Genomic DNA, 16,525 nt, shown 5'->3' on the forward strand with positions numbered 1-16,525 from the left:
CGGCATCGGCCGGCCAGGGCAGGGGATGGTGCTCCACGCGGCGCACCGGCAGGCGCGTGGCGATCAGGTTGCCGAAGCGCTGGCGCCGGCCGCCGGGCGTGAACTCGTCGACCGCGGCGCCGAAGAAGAGCGAGTGGCCCGGCAGCAGCGCCGCCAGTTCGGCCGGCTGGTCGCCGGGGCGGCCGGGCATCGTGTCGTCGTAGCCCTGCGCGATCTCCTGCAGGCACAGCACGTCGAAGTCGGCCAGGGCACGCGCGCCCTCGACGATGCGGCGCGGGCTGACGGTGCCGTCCAGGCCGCAGCACCATTGGGTGTTCCAGGTGACGATGCGCATGTCGTGCGTAGGGCGTTGACTTCGAGGTATTTCTTGATTTTGCCTCGCATGCGGGACTTCAGGCAGGCCTGAATCTCCGTCCGCTGCGAGACAATCGCAGCGCATGAATCGAGCCGGCAGAACATCGCCATCGTCGTCCGTCAGGGCCCCCGGCCTGGGATTCGTCGTCAGCAAGCTGTCGCGACGCATTGTCTGGAGCCTCGCCAAGATGACATCGCCCTATGGTGTCCTGCCGGCGCAGTTTCCCGTGCTGCGCAGTCTCAACGCGTGCAAGGAGTCCACCCAGATCGAGCTTTCGAAGCTGTGCGGCATCGAGCAGTCATCCATGGCGGTGACGCTCAATCGGATGGAGGCGGCAGGCCTCATCCAGCGCCGCGCGGACGATGCCGACGGCCGGCGCAAGCTCATCCGGCTCACCGGCCATGGCCAGAAGATGCTGTCGCTCATGACCGCGTCGGCGCATGCGGTCTATGAGCAGGCCACGCGGAACCTCACCGACGCCGAGATCGCCGTCTTCCTCGAACTCTGTGAGCGCATGACGGCGAATCTCGAAGGCGACCGCCCGGAGTAGGCGCCGCGGTGCCGCCCCCCGCAGGCACGGTCCGAGATGCGGCGGAGGGGAGATCGGGCCCTGTGCGGGTCAGTCGAGCTTGATGTTCGCCGTCTCGACCACCCGGCGCCACTTGGTGCTCTCTGCCGCCAGGTAGCGCTGGAGTTCGGCTGGCGTGCTGCCTGCGACCTCCAGCCCCTGCGCCGTGCCCTGCTGGCGGACGTCGGCGTCGGCAAACACGGTGTTGACGCCGGCACTCAGGCGCTGCACGTCGGCCGGGTCCATGCCGCGCGGCGCGAACAGCGCGATCCAGGTTTCCGCGCTGAAGCCGGGAAAGCCCGATTCAGCGATGGTCGGCACGGAGGGCAGGGCGGACGAGCGCGTCGCCCCGGTCACCGCCAGCGCCTGGATGCGGTCGGTGCTGACCAGCGGGATCGAGGCCGTGAGGTCCATGAAGCCGATGTCCACGTGTCCGCCGACGATGTCCTGCAGCGCGCTCGGCGTGCCCTTGTAGGGCACGTTGCGAAGCTGGATGCCGGCGGCGCGCGAGAACATCTCGGCGGCCAGGTGATGGCTGGTGCCCATGCCGTTGGTGGCGTAGGCGATCGACCTGGGCGCCGCCTTGGCGCGCTCGACCAGTTCGCCCAGCGAGCGGATGCCCGAGCGCGGGCCCGCCACGACGATCACGGGGGCCTTGGCGACCATCGAGATCGGAGCGAAGTCGCGCTCGGGCACGTAGTCCAGGCCCCTGTAGAGCCATGGATTGATGGCCAGTGCGCCGGTGACGCCCACGAGCAGCGTGTAGCCATCGGCGGGGCTGTGCGCGACATGGCTGGTGGCGAGGTTGCCCGAAGCCCCGGGCCTGTTGTCGACCACGAACGGCTGTCCCATGATGGGACGCAGGCGCTCGGCCGTGAGCCGGGCGATGAAGTCCGCCGACCCGCCCGGCGGGAAGGGCAGGACCAGTCGCACGGGCCTGCTCGGGTAGGCCTCGGCGCGTGCCGGCAGGCCCAGGCCGCCGAGGGTCGCGCCCGCCAGGGCGGCCAGCGTCTGCCTTCTGGTGGTGTGCTGCATGCTGCCCTCCGGTGCTCAGGCGGCCGTCTTCGGCTGCGTGCGGAAATGGGGAATGATCTCCTCGGCGATGGCGGCCATGTTGGCCCGCGTCATGTCGTCGGGCATGGTGCCGAACTGGGTCTTGGTCAGCACGGTGCCGAAGCCTGCCAGGCGCTCGTATTCCGCCAGCTTCTCGCGCACCGTGGCGGGACTGCCCACGATCACCACCCCGGCCTTCATCAGGTCGTCGATGGTCTGCGGCTTCTTGTTGAAGCCGCCCGCGCGGGTGGCCTTGATGCGCTTCATCGCCTCGATGTTGGTGTAGCCCGGCGGCAGCAGCATCTCCATGGGCATCTTCAGCAGCGTGCCCATCAGCGCCTCGAGATGCGGCTTGGCTTCGCGCACGGCCTTCTCGTCGGTCTCGGCGACGTAGATGCAGTTGGACCAGGCCAGTTGTTCGTTCGAGGCCTCGTAGCCGTTGCGAAGCGCCTGCTCGCGGTACATCGAGAAGAACTTCGCCACGGTCTCGATGGGGCTCAGGGTCTGGCAGTAGGTGTAGCGCAGGCGCGCCGCCCATTCGATGGTGCTGCTGGAGCCCTGGGAGGGCACCCAGATCGGCGGGCGCGGCGATTGGTAGGGGCGCGGCCACGGATTGACGTACTTGAACTGGTAGTACTTGCCCGTGTACGAGAACGGCCCGGGCTCGGCCCAGGCGCGCACGATCAGGTCGTGGGCCTCCTGGAAGCGTGCCTGCGACTCGGCCGGATTGATGCCCATGGCGTGGTATTCGGCGCCGATGCCGCGCACGAAGCCGGCGATGAAGCGTCCGCGCGTGAGGTTGTCCAGGATCGCGAACTCCTCGGCCACGCTCAGCGGGTTGTTCAGCAGCGGCAGCGCGCGGCCCAGGATCGCGATCTGCGCCTTCTTCACGCTGCGCGCCAGCGCGCCAGCGAGGACGCCCGGCGTCGGCATCAGGCCGTAGGCGGTCTGGTGGTGCTCGTTGAGGCAGACGCCGTCGAACCCGAGCCGGTCCGCATACTCCATCTGGTCCAGGTACTCGTGATAGAGCTCGGCGCCCAGTTGCGGGTCGTAGTGCCGGTTCGAGAAGGTGACCCAGGCGGATGCGTTGCGCTCGATGGCTTGCAGGTCCGCATGCCTGTAGGGCATCAGGTGGAAGTTGAAGAACTTCATGCGTTGTGGCTCCGGGAAGACGATGTGAACTGTGCGATGGCCGAGGCCAGCTCCGCAGGCTTCTCCAGCGCGGGCAGGTGGCCGCAGCGGGCGATGTCCTGGCGCTCGGCGCCGGCGACCCGGCCGGCCCAGGCTTCGGCATAGGCGGGCGGCAGGATCCGGTCTTCGGCTCCCCACGCCACCAGCGTGGGCACCGAGATGCGGTGCAGCCACTTGGCCAGATGGGGGTCGTGGGCACGCGGCTGCCAGGTCAGGCGCGCGGTGACTTCCTTGTTCCTGATGGCGGCGAGGTCCTGCGCATCGGAGCGCGGCGCACCTGCCAGTTCGCGCGCAAGGGCCGCGTCGAACACGCTGTCCGTCCACAGTTCCTCGTCGGTGCGCAGGAACACATCGACCACCGGCACGTCCTCCACGTGGATGCCCTGCGCGCTCACCAGGGTGAGCGAGGCGAGTGCGCTGCTGTTGCGCACCGCCATCTCGGCGGCGATCCAGCCGCCCAGGTCGTGGCCGACGAGGTGCACCCGGCCCAGCGACTGCCGCTCGATGAACTCCAGGTAGAAATTCGCCAGATCGGCGACGTTGTCGAGCCAGGCGGGCGCGTCGGTGCCGCCGTAGCCCGGATGCTCGGGCACCAGGCAGCGCGCCCCGCCGGCCAGGCGGCCGGGCACCTCGCCCCAGCTTTCGCGCCCGTCGCTGCCATGCAGGAAGAGCAGGGTGGTCGATCCCGCGCCGTACTGGTCGACGCGGAAATCCGTATCACGCACGCGCATGGTGCTCGCACTGGGTTGGTTCATCAAAGAATGCCTCCTCGTAGCTGGATGGGGTGACGGTTGGGGAATGCCCTCGGGCCTGCGCCTCAGGCGGCCTTGGCAATGGGTTGCAGCGGGGACGGCTGCGCGGCGGCCAGCCGGCGCGCACGAGCGAAGTCCAGCACTTCCTGGCCCAGGATGCGAAGCTGCTGATCGACTTGCGCCGACAGGCAGCGGCCGTCCGCGGAGAACGCGGGCTCGCTGCCCGACACGCACACGCCCAGCGGCGTGGGCCAGCCGCGCAGTGCATGCACGATGTCGCGCAGGGCGGACAGCGTGGTCGCCGCGCCCTGGTGGCCGGCCGCGGTCGCCACGCACCCCACCGCCCGGCCGCTGAGATAGGGGCGCTCGTCGTCGCGCAGCTCCTCGGTGTAGTCGAGCACGTTCTTGATGGCGCCCGAAATGCCGCCGTGATAGCCGGGCGAGCCGAGGATCACGCCGTCGGCGCGCCGCAGGTGCTCCAGCACGCGCGCGACGGCCGGCGTGCGCGCCGGCGCATGCGGCGCGTACAGGGGCAGATCCAGATCCCCGCCGCACAGGAGCACGGTCTGCGCGTCCATCGTCGCCAGTGCATGGCGCAGGGCCCGTTCGGTGGATGAACCGGGCCGTGTGGTGCCGCCGATGGCCACGATGTAGGGACGGTGTGTAGGCATAGCGTTCGCTTGTCTCTCGATTTCGCGCCGGCCGGGATCGGCGGCATGCAATTACATAGATATCTATGCATATAATTTGACCGACCGTTTTGTGTCATGTCAATAGGAGAACCCGCGCAGCGGGCGCGTGGAGACAAGGTTCATGAGTGACGTTCCCGGAGACGGCGGGCCTGCGGACCTGCGGGCCGCCGCGCTTGCGCAGATGGGCCGCGGGCTCGGTGCCCGCGAGCTCGCAGGCAGCGAGGCGCTGTGGAAGGACGCGGTCGCGTCGGGCACCGCCGTGCCCATGCAGACCGCGCTCGACCTGCCCTATGGCGGGCACCCACGGCAGCGCCTGGACGTGTTCGCCCCGGACGCTCCGGCGGCCGGTCGCGCGGGCCGGCCCGTCGTGCTGTTCGTTCCGGGCGGCGGCTTCACCGGTGGCGGCAAGAGCAAGCCGGAGTCACCCTTCCACGGCAATGTGGGCCGCTGGGCGGCGATGCAGGGCTGGGTGGGCGTCGTCGCCGACTACCGGCTGGCGCCCGGGTTCACGTGGCCCAGCGCGGCCGAAGACCTGGGCCTCGCCATCGCCTGGGTGCAGGCGCATGCGCCGGACTTCGGGGGCGATCCGGCGCGCATCGTGCTCGTCGGCCACTCGGCCGGCGCCGCGCATGTGGCGAGCTACCTCACCCGCCGCGCGCACCATGCGGCGGGCTCGGCCGCGGTGCGCGCGGCCGTGCTGCTCTCGGGCATCTACGACATCCCGGCCATGAGCGAACGCCCTTCGGTGCAGAGCTACTACGGCAGCGACGCCCGCCTGCATGGCGACCGCTCCTCGGTCATGGGCCTCTCGGAACTCGACCTGCCCCTGTTCGTCGCCGTCGCGGCGGAGGACCCCGACGGCTTCCACGAGCAGGCGCTCACGCTGCTCACCCACATCCAGGTGCGCCGGGGCCGGCTGCCGGATTTCATGGTGGTGCAGGAGCACAACCATTACACGCAGACCTTTCACCTGGGCAGCGGCGAGGGCGAACTGGCGCCCGCCCTGGAACGCTTCATACGCCGGCACGCCGGGGAAGGCGATGCGCATGCCTGAGCGGTACCGGTGCGGGACGCGCGCGTCGGGTTTGCACCCGTATCGCGTGGGCGGCGCATGGCCCTCCATCTGGCAGACTCCGCGTTTTCAGACCGTCTGGCACCACGCGTGCGTGACCAGCACGAGAACGCATCCCCGCTGCCATGAAGAACAGATCTCAAGTGATCGACGACCTGCTGGAAAAGCCCGGGCACCTCATCCGCCGGGCCCACCAGATGTCGGTGGCCATCTTCGAATGCGAAGCGTCGTCCTTCGGCATCACGGCGCCGCAGCACGTGGTGATGACGGCGCTGTTCAAGCATCCGGGGGTGGACCAGGTCACGCTGGCCGGCCTGGTGGCGCTGGACAAGGTGACCACCGGAAGCATCGTCGCGCGCCTGGCGGCCCGCGGCCTGCTGCGGCGCGAGCACTCGCAGGTCGACGGGCGTGCGCGCGCTCTCTATCTGACCGACGAGGGCGCCGAGCTTCTGCGCGGGATGCAGCAGGCGGTGCGCCAGTCGCAGCGGACGCTGCTGCTGCGGCTGTCGAGCGAGGAAAAGAAACTCTTCGTGCGCCTGTTGCGCCAGTTGATCGGCGTCGAGGAGGAACTCCAGGGCCTGAGCCGGCCGCGCAAGGGCGCGCGCTTTGCCGCCGAGCGCCAGGACGAGGCGGTGGCGCGGCCGACGGCGGCTGCGCGCCGCTCGCGCAGGCAGGCGGTCTGAGCGCCGCCGCGGCGCACGCATGCGCCCGGCGCTGCCGCGGGCCGTGCGTCGGGCGCCACCCGAGCATCGTTCTGGGGCTGCCTCCGATTGACAGCATTAAGTACGTCGACTTATCTTCTATTAGTACTAGAACTTACCAATTCCGAACAAAGGAGACAGCATGAACCAATTCAAGCGGCGCGATCTGCTCAAGTCGTCCATGGCCGCCGCGGCCAGCGGCCTTCCGGCGTGGGCTGCGTGGGCTGCCGACGAGCAGCACCTGCGCATCCAGAGCAATCCCATGAACTCGCTGGACCCGGCCCACCAGACCTCGGCGGGCGACGAGGGGCGCGTGGCCATCCTGGTGAGCAATGCGCTCATGCGCTATGTGCCGGGCGCCAAGTACGACCTGGCGCCCGATCTGGCAACCGGGTTCGAGGTCAGCGAAGGCGGCAAGGTCTACACCTTCAGGCTGCGCAAGGACGTGAAGTGGCATGGCGGCTTCGGGATGTTCACCGCGCGCGACGTGAAATGGTCCGTCGAGCGCATCCTCGATCCCGGGACCAAGTCCCGCAACGCGGGGCAGCTGCAGGAGATCAGCGCCGTCGAGGTGGTCGACGACCACACGGTGCGATTCCGCCTCAAGGGGCCGTCGGCCGTGTTTCCGCATGCGCTGGCCACCTTCCGCGGCGGCTTCATGATGTGCGAGGCGGCCGCCAAGGCGCAGGGCGCCGACTACGGCCGCCAGATCATCGGTACCGGCCCGTACATCGTGGAGAAATCGGTGCTCGACCAGGAGGTGGTGCTGCGGCGCAACGACGACTATTTCGGCGCCAAGGGCAAGCTGGACCGCATCACCTTTAAGGTCATCCGCGAAGCCAGCACGGCCACGCTGGCCTTCGATCGCGGCCAGCTCGACATCGTCGCGATGAAGGAGCGTGAGAACATCGACCGCTACATGCGCAACCCCAAGGCGGAGGTGCGCGTGTCGGACGTCTCGACCGGCATCTTCCTGCTGAGCTTCAACACCGCCAAGGCGCCGTTCGACCGCAAGGAGGTGCGCCAGGCCTTCCAGCACGCGATCGACAAGAAGGCCATCGTGCAGGCCGTCTACGGGCAGCGCGGCCGCGTCATCGACACGGTCGTGCCGCCGGGCGTCGAGGGCTACACCGACGCGGTGCGCCGGTACGAGCACGACCCTGCCAGGGCCCGCAAGATGCTGGCCGACGCCGGCGTGCCCAGCCTGGCGTGCACGCTCACCATTCCCACCGACTACCAGCGCGAGGCCGTGATGCTGCAGGCCCAGCTCAAGGCGGTCGGCGTGACGCTGAACCTGAAGATGATCGATCGCCCCACCTGGTTCCGCGCGCTGGGCCAGTCCGAGCACGACATCATCTGGAACGCCCATTTCCGCGCACCGGTGGCCGACGCCTTCCTGTTCTCCAGCTACCACTCGAGCAACCAGCCGCCCAAGGGGACCAACTGCGCCTTCTATGCGGGCGTGGACGACCTGATCGACAAGGCGCGCGTGACCTTCGACGACAAGGAGCGCGCCGCGCTCTATTCGGAGGCGCTCAAGCGCATTGCCGAGGACAGCCCTGCCATCCCGCTGACGCTGGAGCTCAACACCCATGTCGTGCAGAAGTACGTCAAGGGCCTGGGCCCCTACCGCGTGCCGGAGAACGCGCCCCTGGTCGAGACGGCCTACATCCAGAAGTAGGGCACCGGCCGGCTGCGCGGATCCGCCATGAACATCGTCTTCCGATTCCTGCTGCGGGCGGTGCCGACGCTGCTCGGCGCGATCACGATCCTGTTCCTGATCCTGCGCATGATCCCGGGCGACCCGGCGCAGGCCATGCTCGGTGCCGACGCGAGCGCGGCCGAGCTCGCCCGGCTGCGGACCCAGCTCGGCCTGGACAGGCCGCTGCCGGTGCAGTACCTGTACTACATGGCCGACTTCCTGCGGGGCGACTGGGGCAACTCGATCGTCACCAAGACGCCCGTGCTCGAACGCGTCCTGGAGGTGCTGCCTTCCACGCTGACGCTGTGCGCCGCCGCCATCTCCATCATCGTCCTGGTGAGCATCCCGGCAGGCGTGATCAGCGCGGTCCGTCGCGACGGCTGGGTCGACTACACCGTCTCGGTGCTGGTGTTCCTGCTCATGTCGATGCCGCAGTTCTGGCTGGGGCTGCTGATGCTGCTGGTGTTCGCCTACTGGCTCGACTGGTTCCCGATCTACGGCGCTGCCGAGGGCGGCGGCCTGCTGACGCAACTGCACTACATCGCGCTGCCGGCGCTCACGCTGGCCGCCAGCTTCATGGGCCTGGCGACGCGCCTGACCCGCTCCAGCATGCTCGAGGTGCTGGGCCGCGAGTACGTGCGGACCGCGCGCGCCAAGGGCCTGACGGAGCCGGTCGTGGTGGTGCGCCACGCCCTGCGCAACGCGCTGCTGTCGGTGATCACCGTGCTGGGGCTCACCGTGGGCCAGTTGCTCGGCGGGGCGGTGATCGTCGAGGTCGTCTTCGCGCGGCCCGGCGTCGGCACCATGATCTGGGACGCCATCCTGCAGCGCGACTATCCGCAGGTCCAGGCCGCCGTGGCGGTGTTCGCGGGCCTGTTCATCCTCACGAACTTCCTCACCGATGTGCTGTACAGCGCGTTGAATCCGCGCATCCGCGGCTGATCCCCCCACGTCATGTCTCGCATATTCAGGAGCCCCAAGGCTCTGGTCGGCGCTGCGCTGATCGTCCTCATCCTGCTGGCCGCGCTGCTGGCGCCCTGGGCGGCGCCGCACGACCCGCTGGCCATCGATCCCGCGGCGGGCATGATGCCGCCCTCCGCGGGCCATTGGCTGGGAACCGACTTCTTCGGCCGCGACGTGCTCTCGCGCATGATGTGGGGCGCGCGGCCCTCGCTGCTGATCGGTTTCTCCGGCGTGGCGCTCGGCTGCCTGATCGGCAGCCTGCTGGGCCTTCTGGCCGGCTACTTCAAGGGCTGGGTCGACGTGGCCATCATGCGGCCCATCGACATGCTGCTGAGCTTTCCCATCGTGATCCTGGCGCTGGCCATGGTCGCGGCGCTGGGGCCGAGCCTGCTCAACCTCATTCTCACGATCAGCCTGCTGTTCGTGCCGCGCTTCGCGCGCGTGGTGCGCGCCGAGACGCTGGCGCTGCGCGAAATGGACTACGTGGAAGCGGCGCGCGCCAGCGGCCGGACGCCCCTGGCCATCATCCGCCGCCACCTGCTGCCGAACGCGACGGCGCAGATCATCGTGACCTGCACCGTGTTCCTGGCCGACGCCATCCTCATCGAGGCGGGGCTGTCCTTCCTCGGCGTGGGCGTGACGCCGCCAGAGCCTTCGTGGGGCAACATGCTGGCCGAGGGGCGCAGCAACATCCTCGGCGCGCCCTGGCTCATGACCTTCCCCGGGCTCATGCTGACCTGCACGCTCGTCGGCTTCAACCTGCTCGGAGACGCCTTGCGCGACATCCTCGATCCCAGACTCCACGGAGGCCGCCCGTGAGCGGTGCCGCCAACAAGCCCCAGGACGCGGCCGTGCTGCAGGTGCGCGAGCTGGTGACCGAGTTCGGCAGCGGCCCCTCGGCCCGCCGCGCGGTGGACGGCGTGTCCTTCTCGCTGCGCCGCGGCGAGGTGCTCGGACTGGTCGGCGAATCGGGTTCGGGCAAGAGCGTGACGGCGCTGTCGCTGCTGAGGCTGATCGACCGCCAGGCCGGCCGCGTGAGCGGCGGCGAGATCCTGTTCGACGGCAGGGACCTGCGCACGGCCCCGGACGCGCAGATGCGCCGCATCCGCGGGCGCGAGATGTCGATGGTCTTCCAGGAGCCGCTGTCGGCCCTCAATCCCTGCTACACCGTCGGCGACCAGATCGCGGAGGTCTTCGTGGCGCACGGCGATGGCGCCGGTGCCGCGACGCGCGCCCGCGTGCTGGAACTGCTGTCGCTGGTGCGCATCCCCGACCCCGTGGGCATCCTGAGGCGCTACCCGCACGAACTCAGCGGCGGCATGCGCCAGCGCGTCATGATCGCGATGGCACTGGCCTATGCGCCCAAGGTGCTGATCGCCGACGAACCCACCACCGCGCTCGACGTGACGACCCAGGCCCAGGTGCTCGACCTCATCGACGGCCTGCGGCGCGAACTGGGCGTGGCGGTGCTCCTGATCACGCACGACATGGGCGTGGTCGCCCAGTACACCGACCGCGTGGCGGTGATGTATGCGGGCCGCATCGTCGAGACGGGCGAAGTCGGCGAGGTCTTCCGCCGGCCGCGCCATCCGTACACCGAAGGGCTGCTGGCCTCCGTGCCGCGCCTGGGCCAACGCTGGCGCGAGGGCGTGCAGCGCCTGGCCGAGATCCCCGGCAGCGTGCCCGGCATCGGCGTCATACGGCAGGGCTGCCGCTTCGAGCCGCGCTGCGCGCGCGCCGAGGCGCGCTGCGCCGGCGCCGTGCCGCCCTTGCTGTCCGACGCCGACGGGCACGCCAGCGCATGCTGGGTCACCAGCGCGCCCGCCGATGCGGCGCCCACGAAGGAGCCGGCATGAAGTCCGAAGCCGACATCCTGCTCGACGTACGCAACCTCAGCATGCGCTATCCGCTGCGCCGGCGCACGCCGTTCGGCCCGCGCCAGCACGTGCACGCGGTCAACGACGTGAGCCTGCGCCTGCGCCGCGGCGAAACCCTGGGCATCGTGGGCGAGAGCGGCTCCGGCAAGACCACGCTGGCGCGCTGCATCCTGCGCCTGCTGGAGCCCACCAGCGGACGCATCGCGCTGCAGGGGCAGGACATCACCCACCTGCGCGGGCGGGCGCTGCGCGAGGCGAGGCGGCACATGCAGTTCGTGTTCCAGGATCCCTATGCCTCGCTGGATCCGCGCCTGCGCGCACTCGAGCTGGTGCGCGAGCCGCTGGACGCGCTCGGCGGCTTCAGCCGCTCCGAAGCCGATGCGATCGCGCTGCGGCTGCTGGAGCGCGTGGGCCTGTCGGCCGCGCAGGCACGGCAGTTTCCGCACCAGTTCTCGGGCGGGCAGCGCCAGCGCATCGGCATCGCGCGCGCGCTGGTCCTGAACCCCCAGCTCGTGGTGGCGGACGAGCCGGTGAGCGCGCTCGACGTCTCGGTGAGGGCGCAGATCCTCAACCTCATGGCGGACCTGCGCAGGGAGTTCGGGCTCAGCTACCTGATCATTTCGCACGACCTCGCGATCATCGAGCACGTGTGCGACCAGGTCGCGATCGTCTACCTGGGGCGGATCGTCGAGCACGGGCCGGTGGAGCAGATCTTCCGCGATCCGCGCCACCCGTACACGCGCACGCTGCTGGCTGCGATCCCGTCCCCCGATCCGTCGCGCCGCCGCCGCGCGGTGGAGATCGCCGGCGACCTGCCCAACCCGGCCGCGCCGCCGCCGGGCTGTCCCTTCCATCCGCGCTGCCCGCACGCCCAGGACGCCTGCAGGCAGTCGGTTCCGCCGCTGGACCTGCTGCCGGGTGAAGGCGGCAGCGGCGCGGGAGAACGCCGCGTGGCGTGCTTCTTTGCGCAAAGTCTCGGGCCGGCGCCCGGGCTCGTCTGAGGCCGGCACCCCCGCGAACGGCGGCCGCGCCGCCCGGGGGTCAGGTCGCGCCGCCGTCGACGATGAAGCTCTGGGCGCTGATCAGGCGGCTGTCGTCGGCCGCCAGGAACAGCGCCATGCGCGCGATGTCCTCGGGGTACAGCTTCTCCTTCAGGCACTGGTTCTGCATGAGCCGGGCCTCGGCCTCGGGCGTGAGCCAGCGCGAGACCTGGCGCTCGGTCATGACCCAGCCCGGCAGCAGGGCGTTCACGCGGATGCCGTCGGCGCCGAACTCGCGCGCCAGGGCCTTGGTCAGGCCCACGATCGCGGCCTTGGCCGCCACGTACACGGGCAGGCCCGGCGTGCCCTTGAGCCAGGTCACCGAACTCAGGTTGATGATCGAGCCGCCGCGCTTGCGCCGCATGCCCTCGATCACCGCCTGCGCCGCGAAGGCGTGGTGGCGAAGGTTCACGTCCATCAGTTGCTGCCAGAGCTCGGTGGTCAGGCTGTCGAGCGCATGGCGTTCGTCGTTGGCCGCGTTGTTCACGAGCACGTCGATGTCGCCGAAGGCGGCTGCGACGCGGGCGATCGCGGCCTGCAGCGCCGCCACGTCCCTCACGTCGCAATGCTCGAAGTGCGGCCGCGGCAGGCCCTGGCGCTCCAGGTCGTCACACAGCGTGCGCGAGGATTCGTCGGCGATGTCGACAAAGCCGACGCGGGCGCCCTGGCGCGCGAAGTGCCCGACCAGGCTGGCGCCGATGCCGCTGCCGCCCCCGCTGACGAAGACGACCCGGTCGCGAAGGCTGGGGTAGATGGCCGTGGTGTTCATGCTTGCCGGAGTGGAGTGTCGATGCGGTAGACCCGGCGGGCGTTGGCCTGGAAGAGCGCGTCGCGCTCGGCCTCGCCCAGATGGCGGCACAAGGCGGCGTACTGGGCGTAGACCTCGCCGTAGCGCCTGTACAGGCGGTCGATCGGGAAGTTGGAGGCGAACATCATCCGCTCCGGGCCGAAGCATTGCAGCAGCGTGTCGAACAGTGGCTGCACGCTCCCGGCGCTCCAGAGAGGGTCGACCATGCCCATGCCGGAGAACTTGACGTGCACCTGGGGCAGTCCGGCCAGCGCCGCCATGCCGGTGCGCCAGGCGCGTCGGGCCGCGTCGCCGCCGAAAGGCAGCCCCGCGTGGTTGATCACCACCACCGTGCCGGGGTGGGCGCTGGCCGCGGCATGGGCGTCGGCCAGCTGCCAGGGATTGAGCTGCAGGTCGAAGGACAGCCCGCGCTCGCCGAGGCGGGCGAAACCGGCCAGCCATCGCGCGTCGCGCAGGTAGTCGCCGCGGTCGCACAGGCGCAGGCGCTCGTCCGTGTCGTGCCAGTTGAGCATCTGCCGCACGCCCCGGAAGCCCGCGCTTCCGGCATGCGCATCGAGCAGGACGTCGAGCGAGGGGTCGGCAAGGTTGGCGTATCCCACGATGGCGACCGGCAGTCCGCTGCGGTCCGCCTGGGCCTGGATCCAGGCCGTTTCCTCGGCGGGCAGGGCGGGGTTGCGGCCGCACTGCAGGTGGACGGATCCCGCCAGCCGCAGGCCCGTGCCCGACTGCGCTTCATGCCGGAAGTCCTCGATCCGATAGGGTTGGCAGACCGGCGCGGTGTCGCCCATGAACTTGGGCGCGGCCGCCCGCATCCATGGATGGCGCCCCTCGCCGGGCTCCCACAGATGGTGATGCGCGTCGATGATCGGAATCATGCGGCGGTGACCGGCGTCAATGGATGTCGCGGGCGCTGCCGATGGCCCGGCGCAGCGCCGCGATGTCGAAGCCCGGGGCCTTCGCCGCAGCGATGATGACCGCCTCCCGGCGCGTGAGGGTGTCCACCACCTCGGGGATCCGCGCTGCATGCTCGGGCGGGATGATCACCGCGCCGTGCCGGTCGGCGTGGATCAGGTCGCCATGGCCGAAGTACGCGCCCGCCACCGACACCGTGCCGCCGAAATCGACGATGTGATAGTGCGCATGCGAAGGCACCACCATGCGGCACAGCATCTGGAAGCCTTCGGCGTTGGCGTCCACGTCGCGCACGCTGCCGTCGGTGACCACGCCCCTGCATCCCAGGCCGAGGTGGATGTGGGTGTTGACCTCGCCCCAGAACGAGCCGAAGCCCGCGCGCGCGCCGTCCAGGTCCTGGATGACGCAGATCGACGGCGCCGGGCCGCCCTCGGCGATGTACTCGTAGTAGGCCATGGTGCGCTGGCCGGCCTCCTGGGGCGTCTGCTGCAGCGGATGGATCGAGCGCATGGTGGCCGTGCGCGCGTAGCCCACCATCGGCTTGAGCCCGGGGTACAGGCAGGTCAGGCTCTCGGTGGTGAAGCCGACGGCGCGGCGTTCAGGCGCGATCACCTCGAGCGCATTGCAGATGGTGGGCGTGTCGAAGCCGGCGAGCTGGTCGAGCAGCTGCGGGGGCAGGGGAGTGTGGCCGGTGGCGGTGGCAGGCATGGGCGAGGCTCCTGAGAAGAAGGGGAGGGCAAGGCTCGAAGCGGAATAGGACGGCTTCAGCCGGGCGGCGCAGGGGCGCCGCGGCACAGCAGAAGATCGGCGGCCTTTTCGCCGATGAGGATCGACACCGCGTTGGTGTTGCCGGAGACGATGCTCGGCAGGATCGACGCGTCGGCGACGCGCAGCCCCTGGACGCCGCGCACGCGCAGTTCGGGGTCCACGACGGCGGCGCCGTCCGCACCCATGCGGCAGGTGCCGCTCGGGTGGAAGGCCGTTCCCGCATGGGCACGGCCATAGGCCAGCCACTGGGCCCGCGTGCGAATGTCCGCGCCGGGGCTCATCTCGGCCACGGCCTGCGTGGCGAAGGCGCGCGTGGCGAAGAGTTCCCGCGCGAGCATCAGGCCGTCGACCAGCGTCTCGGCATCCGAGGGTTCGGCCAGGTAGTTGGGCACGATCCGCGGGGCCTCGCCTGGATCGGCGCTGCGGATCCGCAGGTGGCCGCGGCTCAGGGGCCGGTTGGGCACGCAGGAGATGGTCATTCCCGGGAATGCGTGCACGCTCCCGGCCGTTGCGGCCGCGCTGAACGCCAGGAAGTGCAGTTGCAGGTCGGCGGTGGGCACGTCCGCCCGGCTGCGCGCGAAGAGGCCCATCGTCATGGGGCCGCCCGCGAGCGCGCCGCGCCGCGTGGCCAGGTAGCGGATCCCCGCCAGGCCCTGCCGCCATGCGCTTCGCCGCAGGGCGTTGAGCGACGGTCCCCGGCAGCGCATCACCACGCGCACGTTCAGGTGATCCATCAGGTTCGCGCCCACCGACGGCTGGTCGACGACCACGGGAATGCGCAGCGGATGCAGCAGCGCACCGGCACCGATGCCCGAGAGCTGCAGCAGCTGGGGCGAGGCGATGGCGCCTGCCGCGAGGATGGTCTCGGCCTGCGCCAGCGCCCGGTGCTCGCGGCCGTCGCGCGTGAAGGCGACGCCGATCGCACGCCCCCGCTCGAACAGCACGCGGCTCACGCGCGCGCCGGTCACCACATGCAGTCCCGCATGCCGTCCGCCCTGGCGCAGGTAGCTCGCGGCGCTGCTGCGGCATCCGTCGCGCACCGTGAGCTGGTAGCGCCCCACGCCGTGCTGGCCGTTGCCGTTGAAGTTGGGGTTGTAGGCAAAGCCGAGTTCGCGCCCGGCTTCGACGAACCGGTCGTGCAGCGGATGCTCGAACGGCGGATCGGCCAGGCCGATGGGCCCCTGCGTGCCGTAGTCCGCGGCATGCCCGCCACGGTAGCCTTCCGCACGCTGGAACAGCGGCAGCAGTTCCCGGTAGGACCAGCCGCTGCAGCCGGCCGAGGCCCAGGCGTCGTAGTCCTCCTGCTGGCCGCGCACGTAGATCATCGCGTTGATGGCGCTGGAGCCGCCCAGAACACGTCCGCGCGGCCACACCAGGCGCCGGTTGTCCAGCCCCGGTATCGGCTCGGTCTCGTAGAGCCAGGCCAGCCGGGGGTTGTAGGCGTTGCGCGCAAAGCCCAGCGGCACGCGTATGCCCGGGTCGCTGTCGAGGCCGCCGGCCTCGAGCAGGAGCACGCGGCATTGCCCGTGCTCCGCCAGGCGATGCGCCAGCGCGCAGCCCGCCGAGCCTGCGCCGACGATCACGTAGTCCGCATCCAGCCGCTCGGGAAGCGCGCTGCTCACCGGACTGCCCTTCGTGCCGCGCACTGCGGGTCCGAACGCCTTCGGAGCGGCCGGGCGGTGCTCATTGGGTAACCTCCGTGCTTCGCACTGCGGTGCGAGCCCCCTTCGGAACGGCCGGGCGGGGGCTCATGCGAGCGCCCCGCCGTCGATGGAGAGCGCCTGCCCCGTGATGTTGCCGGCCGCCTCGCTCGCCAGGAACGCCACCAGGGCGGCGACTTCATCGGGCTCGCTGAAGCGGCCCGTGGGGGTGAGCGCCACGGCCTGGGCGCGGCTCATGCCCAGTTGCTCGAGACGGTCGAGCGCCATGCGCGTGGCCACCCAGCCGGGACAGACGGCGTTCGCGGTGATGCCGCGCGGCCCCAGCGCCCGCGCCAGCGAACGCGTCAGGCCGATCACCCCATGCTTGGATGCGCTGTAGGCGAGCTGGTCGGCCACGCCGCGAAGACCGA

At 70.4% G+C, this 16,525-nt stretch carries 18 protein-coding genes; 8 read left to right on the forward strand and 10 right to left on the reverse strand.

What is annotated here, in order from left to right; all coding sequences use genetic code 11:
* Positions 1 to 334: endonuclease/exonuclease/phosphatase family protein (locus tag ACIY1X_RS16800; RefSeq protein ID WP_399682565.1), on the reverse strand; the 334-nt coding region annotated here is incomplete at its 3' end.
* A 103-nt stretch (positions 335 to 437) separates the two neighbouring features.
* On the opposite strand from ACIY1X_RS16800, the gene ACIY1X_RS16805 reads away from it, so the two are divergent.
* Positions 438 to 905, forward strand: coding sequence for a MarR family winged helix-turn-helix transcriptional regulator (locus tag ACIY1X_RS16805; RefSeq protein WP_399682568.1), 468 nt, complete (start codon positions 438 to 440; stop codon positions 903 to 905).
* Between the two features lie 69 nt (positions 906 to 974).
* Here the strand turns inward: ACIY1X_RS16805 and ACIY1X_RS16810 are convergent, their stop codons facing one another.
* From ACIY1X_RS16810 to ACIY1X_RS16825, 4 genes are all read right to left on the reverse strand, one after another.
* Complete coding sequence (locus ACIY1X_RS16810; protein ID WP_399682570.1) at positions 975 to 1,958, reverse strand: Bug family tripartite tricarboxylate transporter substrate binding protein; 984 nt, start codon at positions 1,956 to 1,958, stop codon at positions 975 to 977.
* 15 nt (positions 1,959 to 1,973) lie between these two features.
* Entirely contained in the window at positions 1,974 to 3,128 is a 1,155-nt protein-coding gene (locus tag ACIY1X_RS16815; protein WP_399682572.1) for an LLM class flavin-dependent oxidoreductase, read from the reverse strand.
* Positions 3,125 to 3,922 (reverse strand): alpha/beta fold hydrolase, encoded by a 798-nt coding sequence (locus tag ACIY1X_RS16820; protein ID WP_399682575.1) that lies wholly within the window; start codon positions 3,920 to 3,922, stop codon positions 3,125 to 3,127. Before ACIY1X_RS16820 ends, ACIY1X_RS16815 begins: the two co-directional genes overlap by 4 nt.
* Before the next feature lie 62 nt (positions 3,923 to 3,984).
* Complete coding sequence (locus ACIY1X_RS16825; protein WP_399682578.1) at positions 3,985 to 4,590, reverse strand: NADPH-dependent FMN reductase; 606 nt, start codon at positions 4,588 to 4,590, stop codon at positions 3,985 to 3,987.
* 142 nt (positions 4,591 to 4,732) lie between these two features.
* Between ACIY1X_RS16825 and ACIY1X_RS16830 the strand changes: the two genes are divergently transcribed.
* From ACIY1X_RS16830 to ACIY1X_RS16860, 7 genes are all read left to right on the forward strand, one after another.
* Positions 4,733 to 5,665, forward strand: a complete 933-nt coding sequence (locus tag ACIY1X_RS16830; RefSeq protein WP_399682581.1) for an alpha/beta hydrolase — start codon at positions 4,733 to 4,735, stop codon at positions 5,663 to 5,665.
* 143 nt (positions 5,666 to 5,808) lie between these two features.
* Positions 5,809 to 6,366: a MarR family winged helix-turn-helix transcriptional regulator gene (locus tag ACIY1X_RS16835; protein WP_399682583.1), complete on the forward strand. Its 558-nt coding sequence runs from the start codon at positions 5,809 to 5,811 to the stop codon at positions 6,364 to 6,366.
* A 160-nt stretch (positions 6,367 to 6,526) separates the two neighbouring features.
* Positions 6,527 to 8,065, forward strand: coding sequence for an ABC transporter substrate-binding protein (locus tag ACIY1X_RS16840; RefSeq protein WP_399682585.1), 1,539 nt, complete (start codon positions 6,527 to 6,529; stop codon positions 8,063 to 8,065).
* A 27-nt stretch (positions 8,066 to 8,092) separates the two neighbouring features.
* The gene (locus ACIY1X_RS16845; RefSeq protein WP_399682587.1) at positions 8,093 to 9,028 is read left to right on the forward strand and encodes an ABC transporter permease; all 936 of its coding nucleotides are present in this window, start codon (positions 8,093 to 8,095) and stop codon (positions 9,026 to 9,028) included.
* 12 nt (positions 9,029 to 9,040) lie between these two features.
* Entirely contained in the window at positions 9,041 to 9,868 is an 828-nt protein-coding gene (locus ACIY1X_RS16850; RefSeq protein WP_399682590.1) for an ABC transporter permease, read from the forward strand.
* Positions 9,865 to 10,905, forward strand: a complete 1,041-nt coding sequence (locus tag ACIY1X_RS16855) for an ABC transporter ATP-binding protein (RefSeq protein ID WP_399682592.1) — start codon at positions 9,865 to 9,867, stop codon at positions 10,903 to 10,905. Before ACIY1X_RS16850 ends, ACIY1X_RS16855 begins: the two co-directional genes overlap by 4 nt.
* Entirely contained in the window at positions 10,902 to 11,927 is a 1,026-nt protein-coding gene (locus tag ACIY1X_RS16860) for an ABC transporter ATP-binding protein (RefSeq protein ID WP_399682595.1), read from the forward strand. Before ACIY1X_RS16855 ends, ACIY1X_RS16860 begins: the two co-directional genes overlap by 4 nt.
* Positions 11,928 to 11,967: 40 nt before the next feature.
* Here ACIY1X_RS16860 and ACIY1X_RS16865 read toward each other — a convergent pair whose 3' ends face one another.
* The 5 genes from ACIY1X_RS16865 to ACIY1X_RS16885 all read right to left on the reverse strand — a co-directional run.
* Positions 11,968 to 12,735 carry an SDR family NAD(P)-dependent oxidoreductase gene (locus tag ACIY1X_RS16865; protein WP_399682598.1) on the reverse strand — a complete coding sequence of 256 codons (768 nt, stop codon included), beginning with the start codon at positions 12,733 to 12,735 and terminating at the stop codon, positions 11,968 to 11,970.
* Positions 12,732 to 13,649, reverse strand: coding sequence for an amidohydrolase family protein (locus ACIY1X_RS16870; protein WP_399682601.1), 918 nt, complete (start codon positions 13,647 to 13,649; stop codon positions 12,732 to 12,734). Before ACIY1X_RS16870 ends, ACIY1X_RS16865 begins: the two co-directional genes overlap by 4 nt.
* Positions 13,650 to 13,665: 16 nt before the next feature.
* Positions 13,666 to 14,394 carry an RraA family protein gene (locus ACIY1X_RS16875; protein ID WP_399682604.1) on the reverse strand — a complete coding sequence of 243 codons (729 nt, stop codon included), beginning with the start codon at positions 14,392 to 14,394 and terminating at the stop codon, positions 13,666 to 13,668.
* Between the two features lie 56 nt (positions 14,395 to 14,450).
* Positions 14,451 to 16,076, reverse strand: a complete 1,626-nt coding sequence (locus tag ACIY1X_RS16880) for a GMC family oxidoreductase (protein ID WP_399682606.1) — start codon at positions 16,074 to 16,076, stop codon at positions 14,451 to 14,453.
* Positions 16,077 to 16,202: 126 nt separating this feature from the next.
* The coding region (locus tag ACIY1X_RS16885) for an SDR family NAD(P)-dependent oxidoreductase (protein WP_399682609.1) at positions 16,203 to 16,525 on the reverse strand (323 nt) is incomplete at its 5' end.

The sequence above is a fragment of the Xenophilus sp. genome, from assembly GCF_044462705.1.
Lineage (GTDB): Bacteria > Pseudomonadota > Gammaproteobacteria > Burkholderiales > Burkholderiaceae_C > Xenophilus > Xenophilus azovorans.

What these genes read in the sequence shown, in the direction of transcription:
- ACIY1X_RS16805 (WP_399682568.1), top strand. Translation starts at nt 438, where the DNA reads ATGAATCGAGCCGGCAGAACATCGCCATCGTCGTCCGTCAGGGCCCCC.
- ACIY1X_RS16810 (WP_399682570.1), bottom strand. Translation starts at nt 1,958, where the DNA reads ATGCAGCACACCACCAGAAGGCAGACGCTGGCCGCCCTGGCGGGCGCG.
- ACIY1X_RS16815 (WP_399682572.1), bottom strand. Translation starts at nt 3,128, where the DNA reads ATGAAGTTCTTCAACTTCCACCTGATGCCCTACAGGCATGCGGACCTG.
- ACIY1X_RS16820 (WP_399682575.1), bottom strand. Translation starts at nt 3,922, where the DNA reads ATGAACCAACCCAGTGCGAGCACCATGCGCGTGCGTGATACGGATTTC.
- ACIY1X_RS16825 (WP_399682578.1), bottom strand. Translation starts at nt 4,590, where the DNA reads ATGCCTACACACCGTCCCTACATCGTGGCCATCGGCGGCACCACACGG.
- ACIY1X_RS16830 (WP_399682581.1), top strand. Translation starts at nt 4,733, where the DNA reads ATGAGTGACGTTCCCGGAGACGGCGGGCCTGCGGACCTGCGGGCCGCC.
- ACIY1X_RS16835 (WP_399682583.1), top strand. Translation starts at nt 5,809, where the DNA reads ATGAAGAACAGATCTCAAGTGATCGACGACCTGCTGGAAAAGCCCGGG.
- ACIY1X_RS16840 (WP_399682585.1), top strand. Translation starts at nt 6,527, where the DNA reads ATGAACCAATTCAAGCGGCGCGATCTGCTCAAGTCGTCCATGGCCGCC.
- ACIY1X_RS16845 (WP_399682587.1), top strand. Translation starts at nt 8,093, where the DNA reads ATGAACATCGTCTTCCGATTCCTGCTGCGGGCGGTGCCGACGCTGCTC.
- ACIY1X_RS16850 (WP_399682590.1), top strand. Translation starts at nt 9,041, where the DNA reads ATGTCTCGCATATTCAGGAGCCCCAAGGCTCTGGTCGGCGCTGCGCTG.
- ACIY1X_RS16860 (WP_399682595.1), top strand. Translation starts at nt 10,902, where the DNA reads ATGAAGTCCGAAGCCGACATCCTGCTCGACGTACGCAACCTCAGCATG.
- ACIY1X_RS16865 (WP_399682598.1), bottom strand. Translation starts at nt 12,735, where the DNA reads ATGAACACCACGGCCATCTACCCCAGCCTTCGCGACCGGGTCGTCTTC.
- ACIY1X_RS16870 (WP_399682601.1), bottom strand. Translation starts at nt 13,649, where the DNA reads ATGATTCCGATCATCGACGCGCATCACCATCTGTGGGAGCCCGGCGAG.
- ACIY1X_RS16875 (WP_399682604.1), bottom strand. Translation starts at nt 14,394, where the DNA reads ATGCCTGCCACCGCCACCGGCCACACTCCCCTGCCCCCGCAGCTGCTC.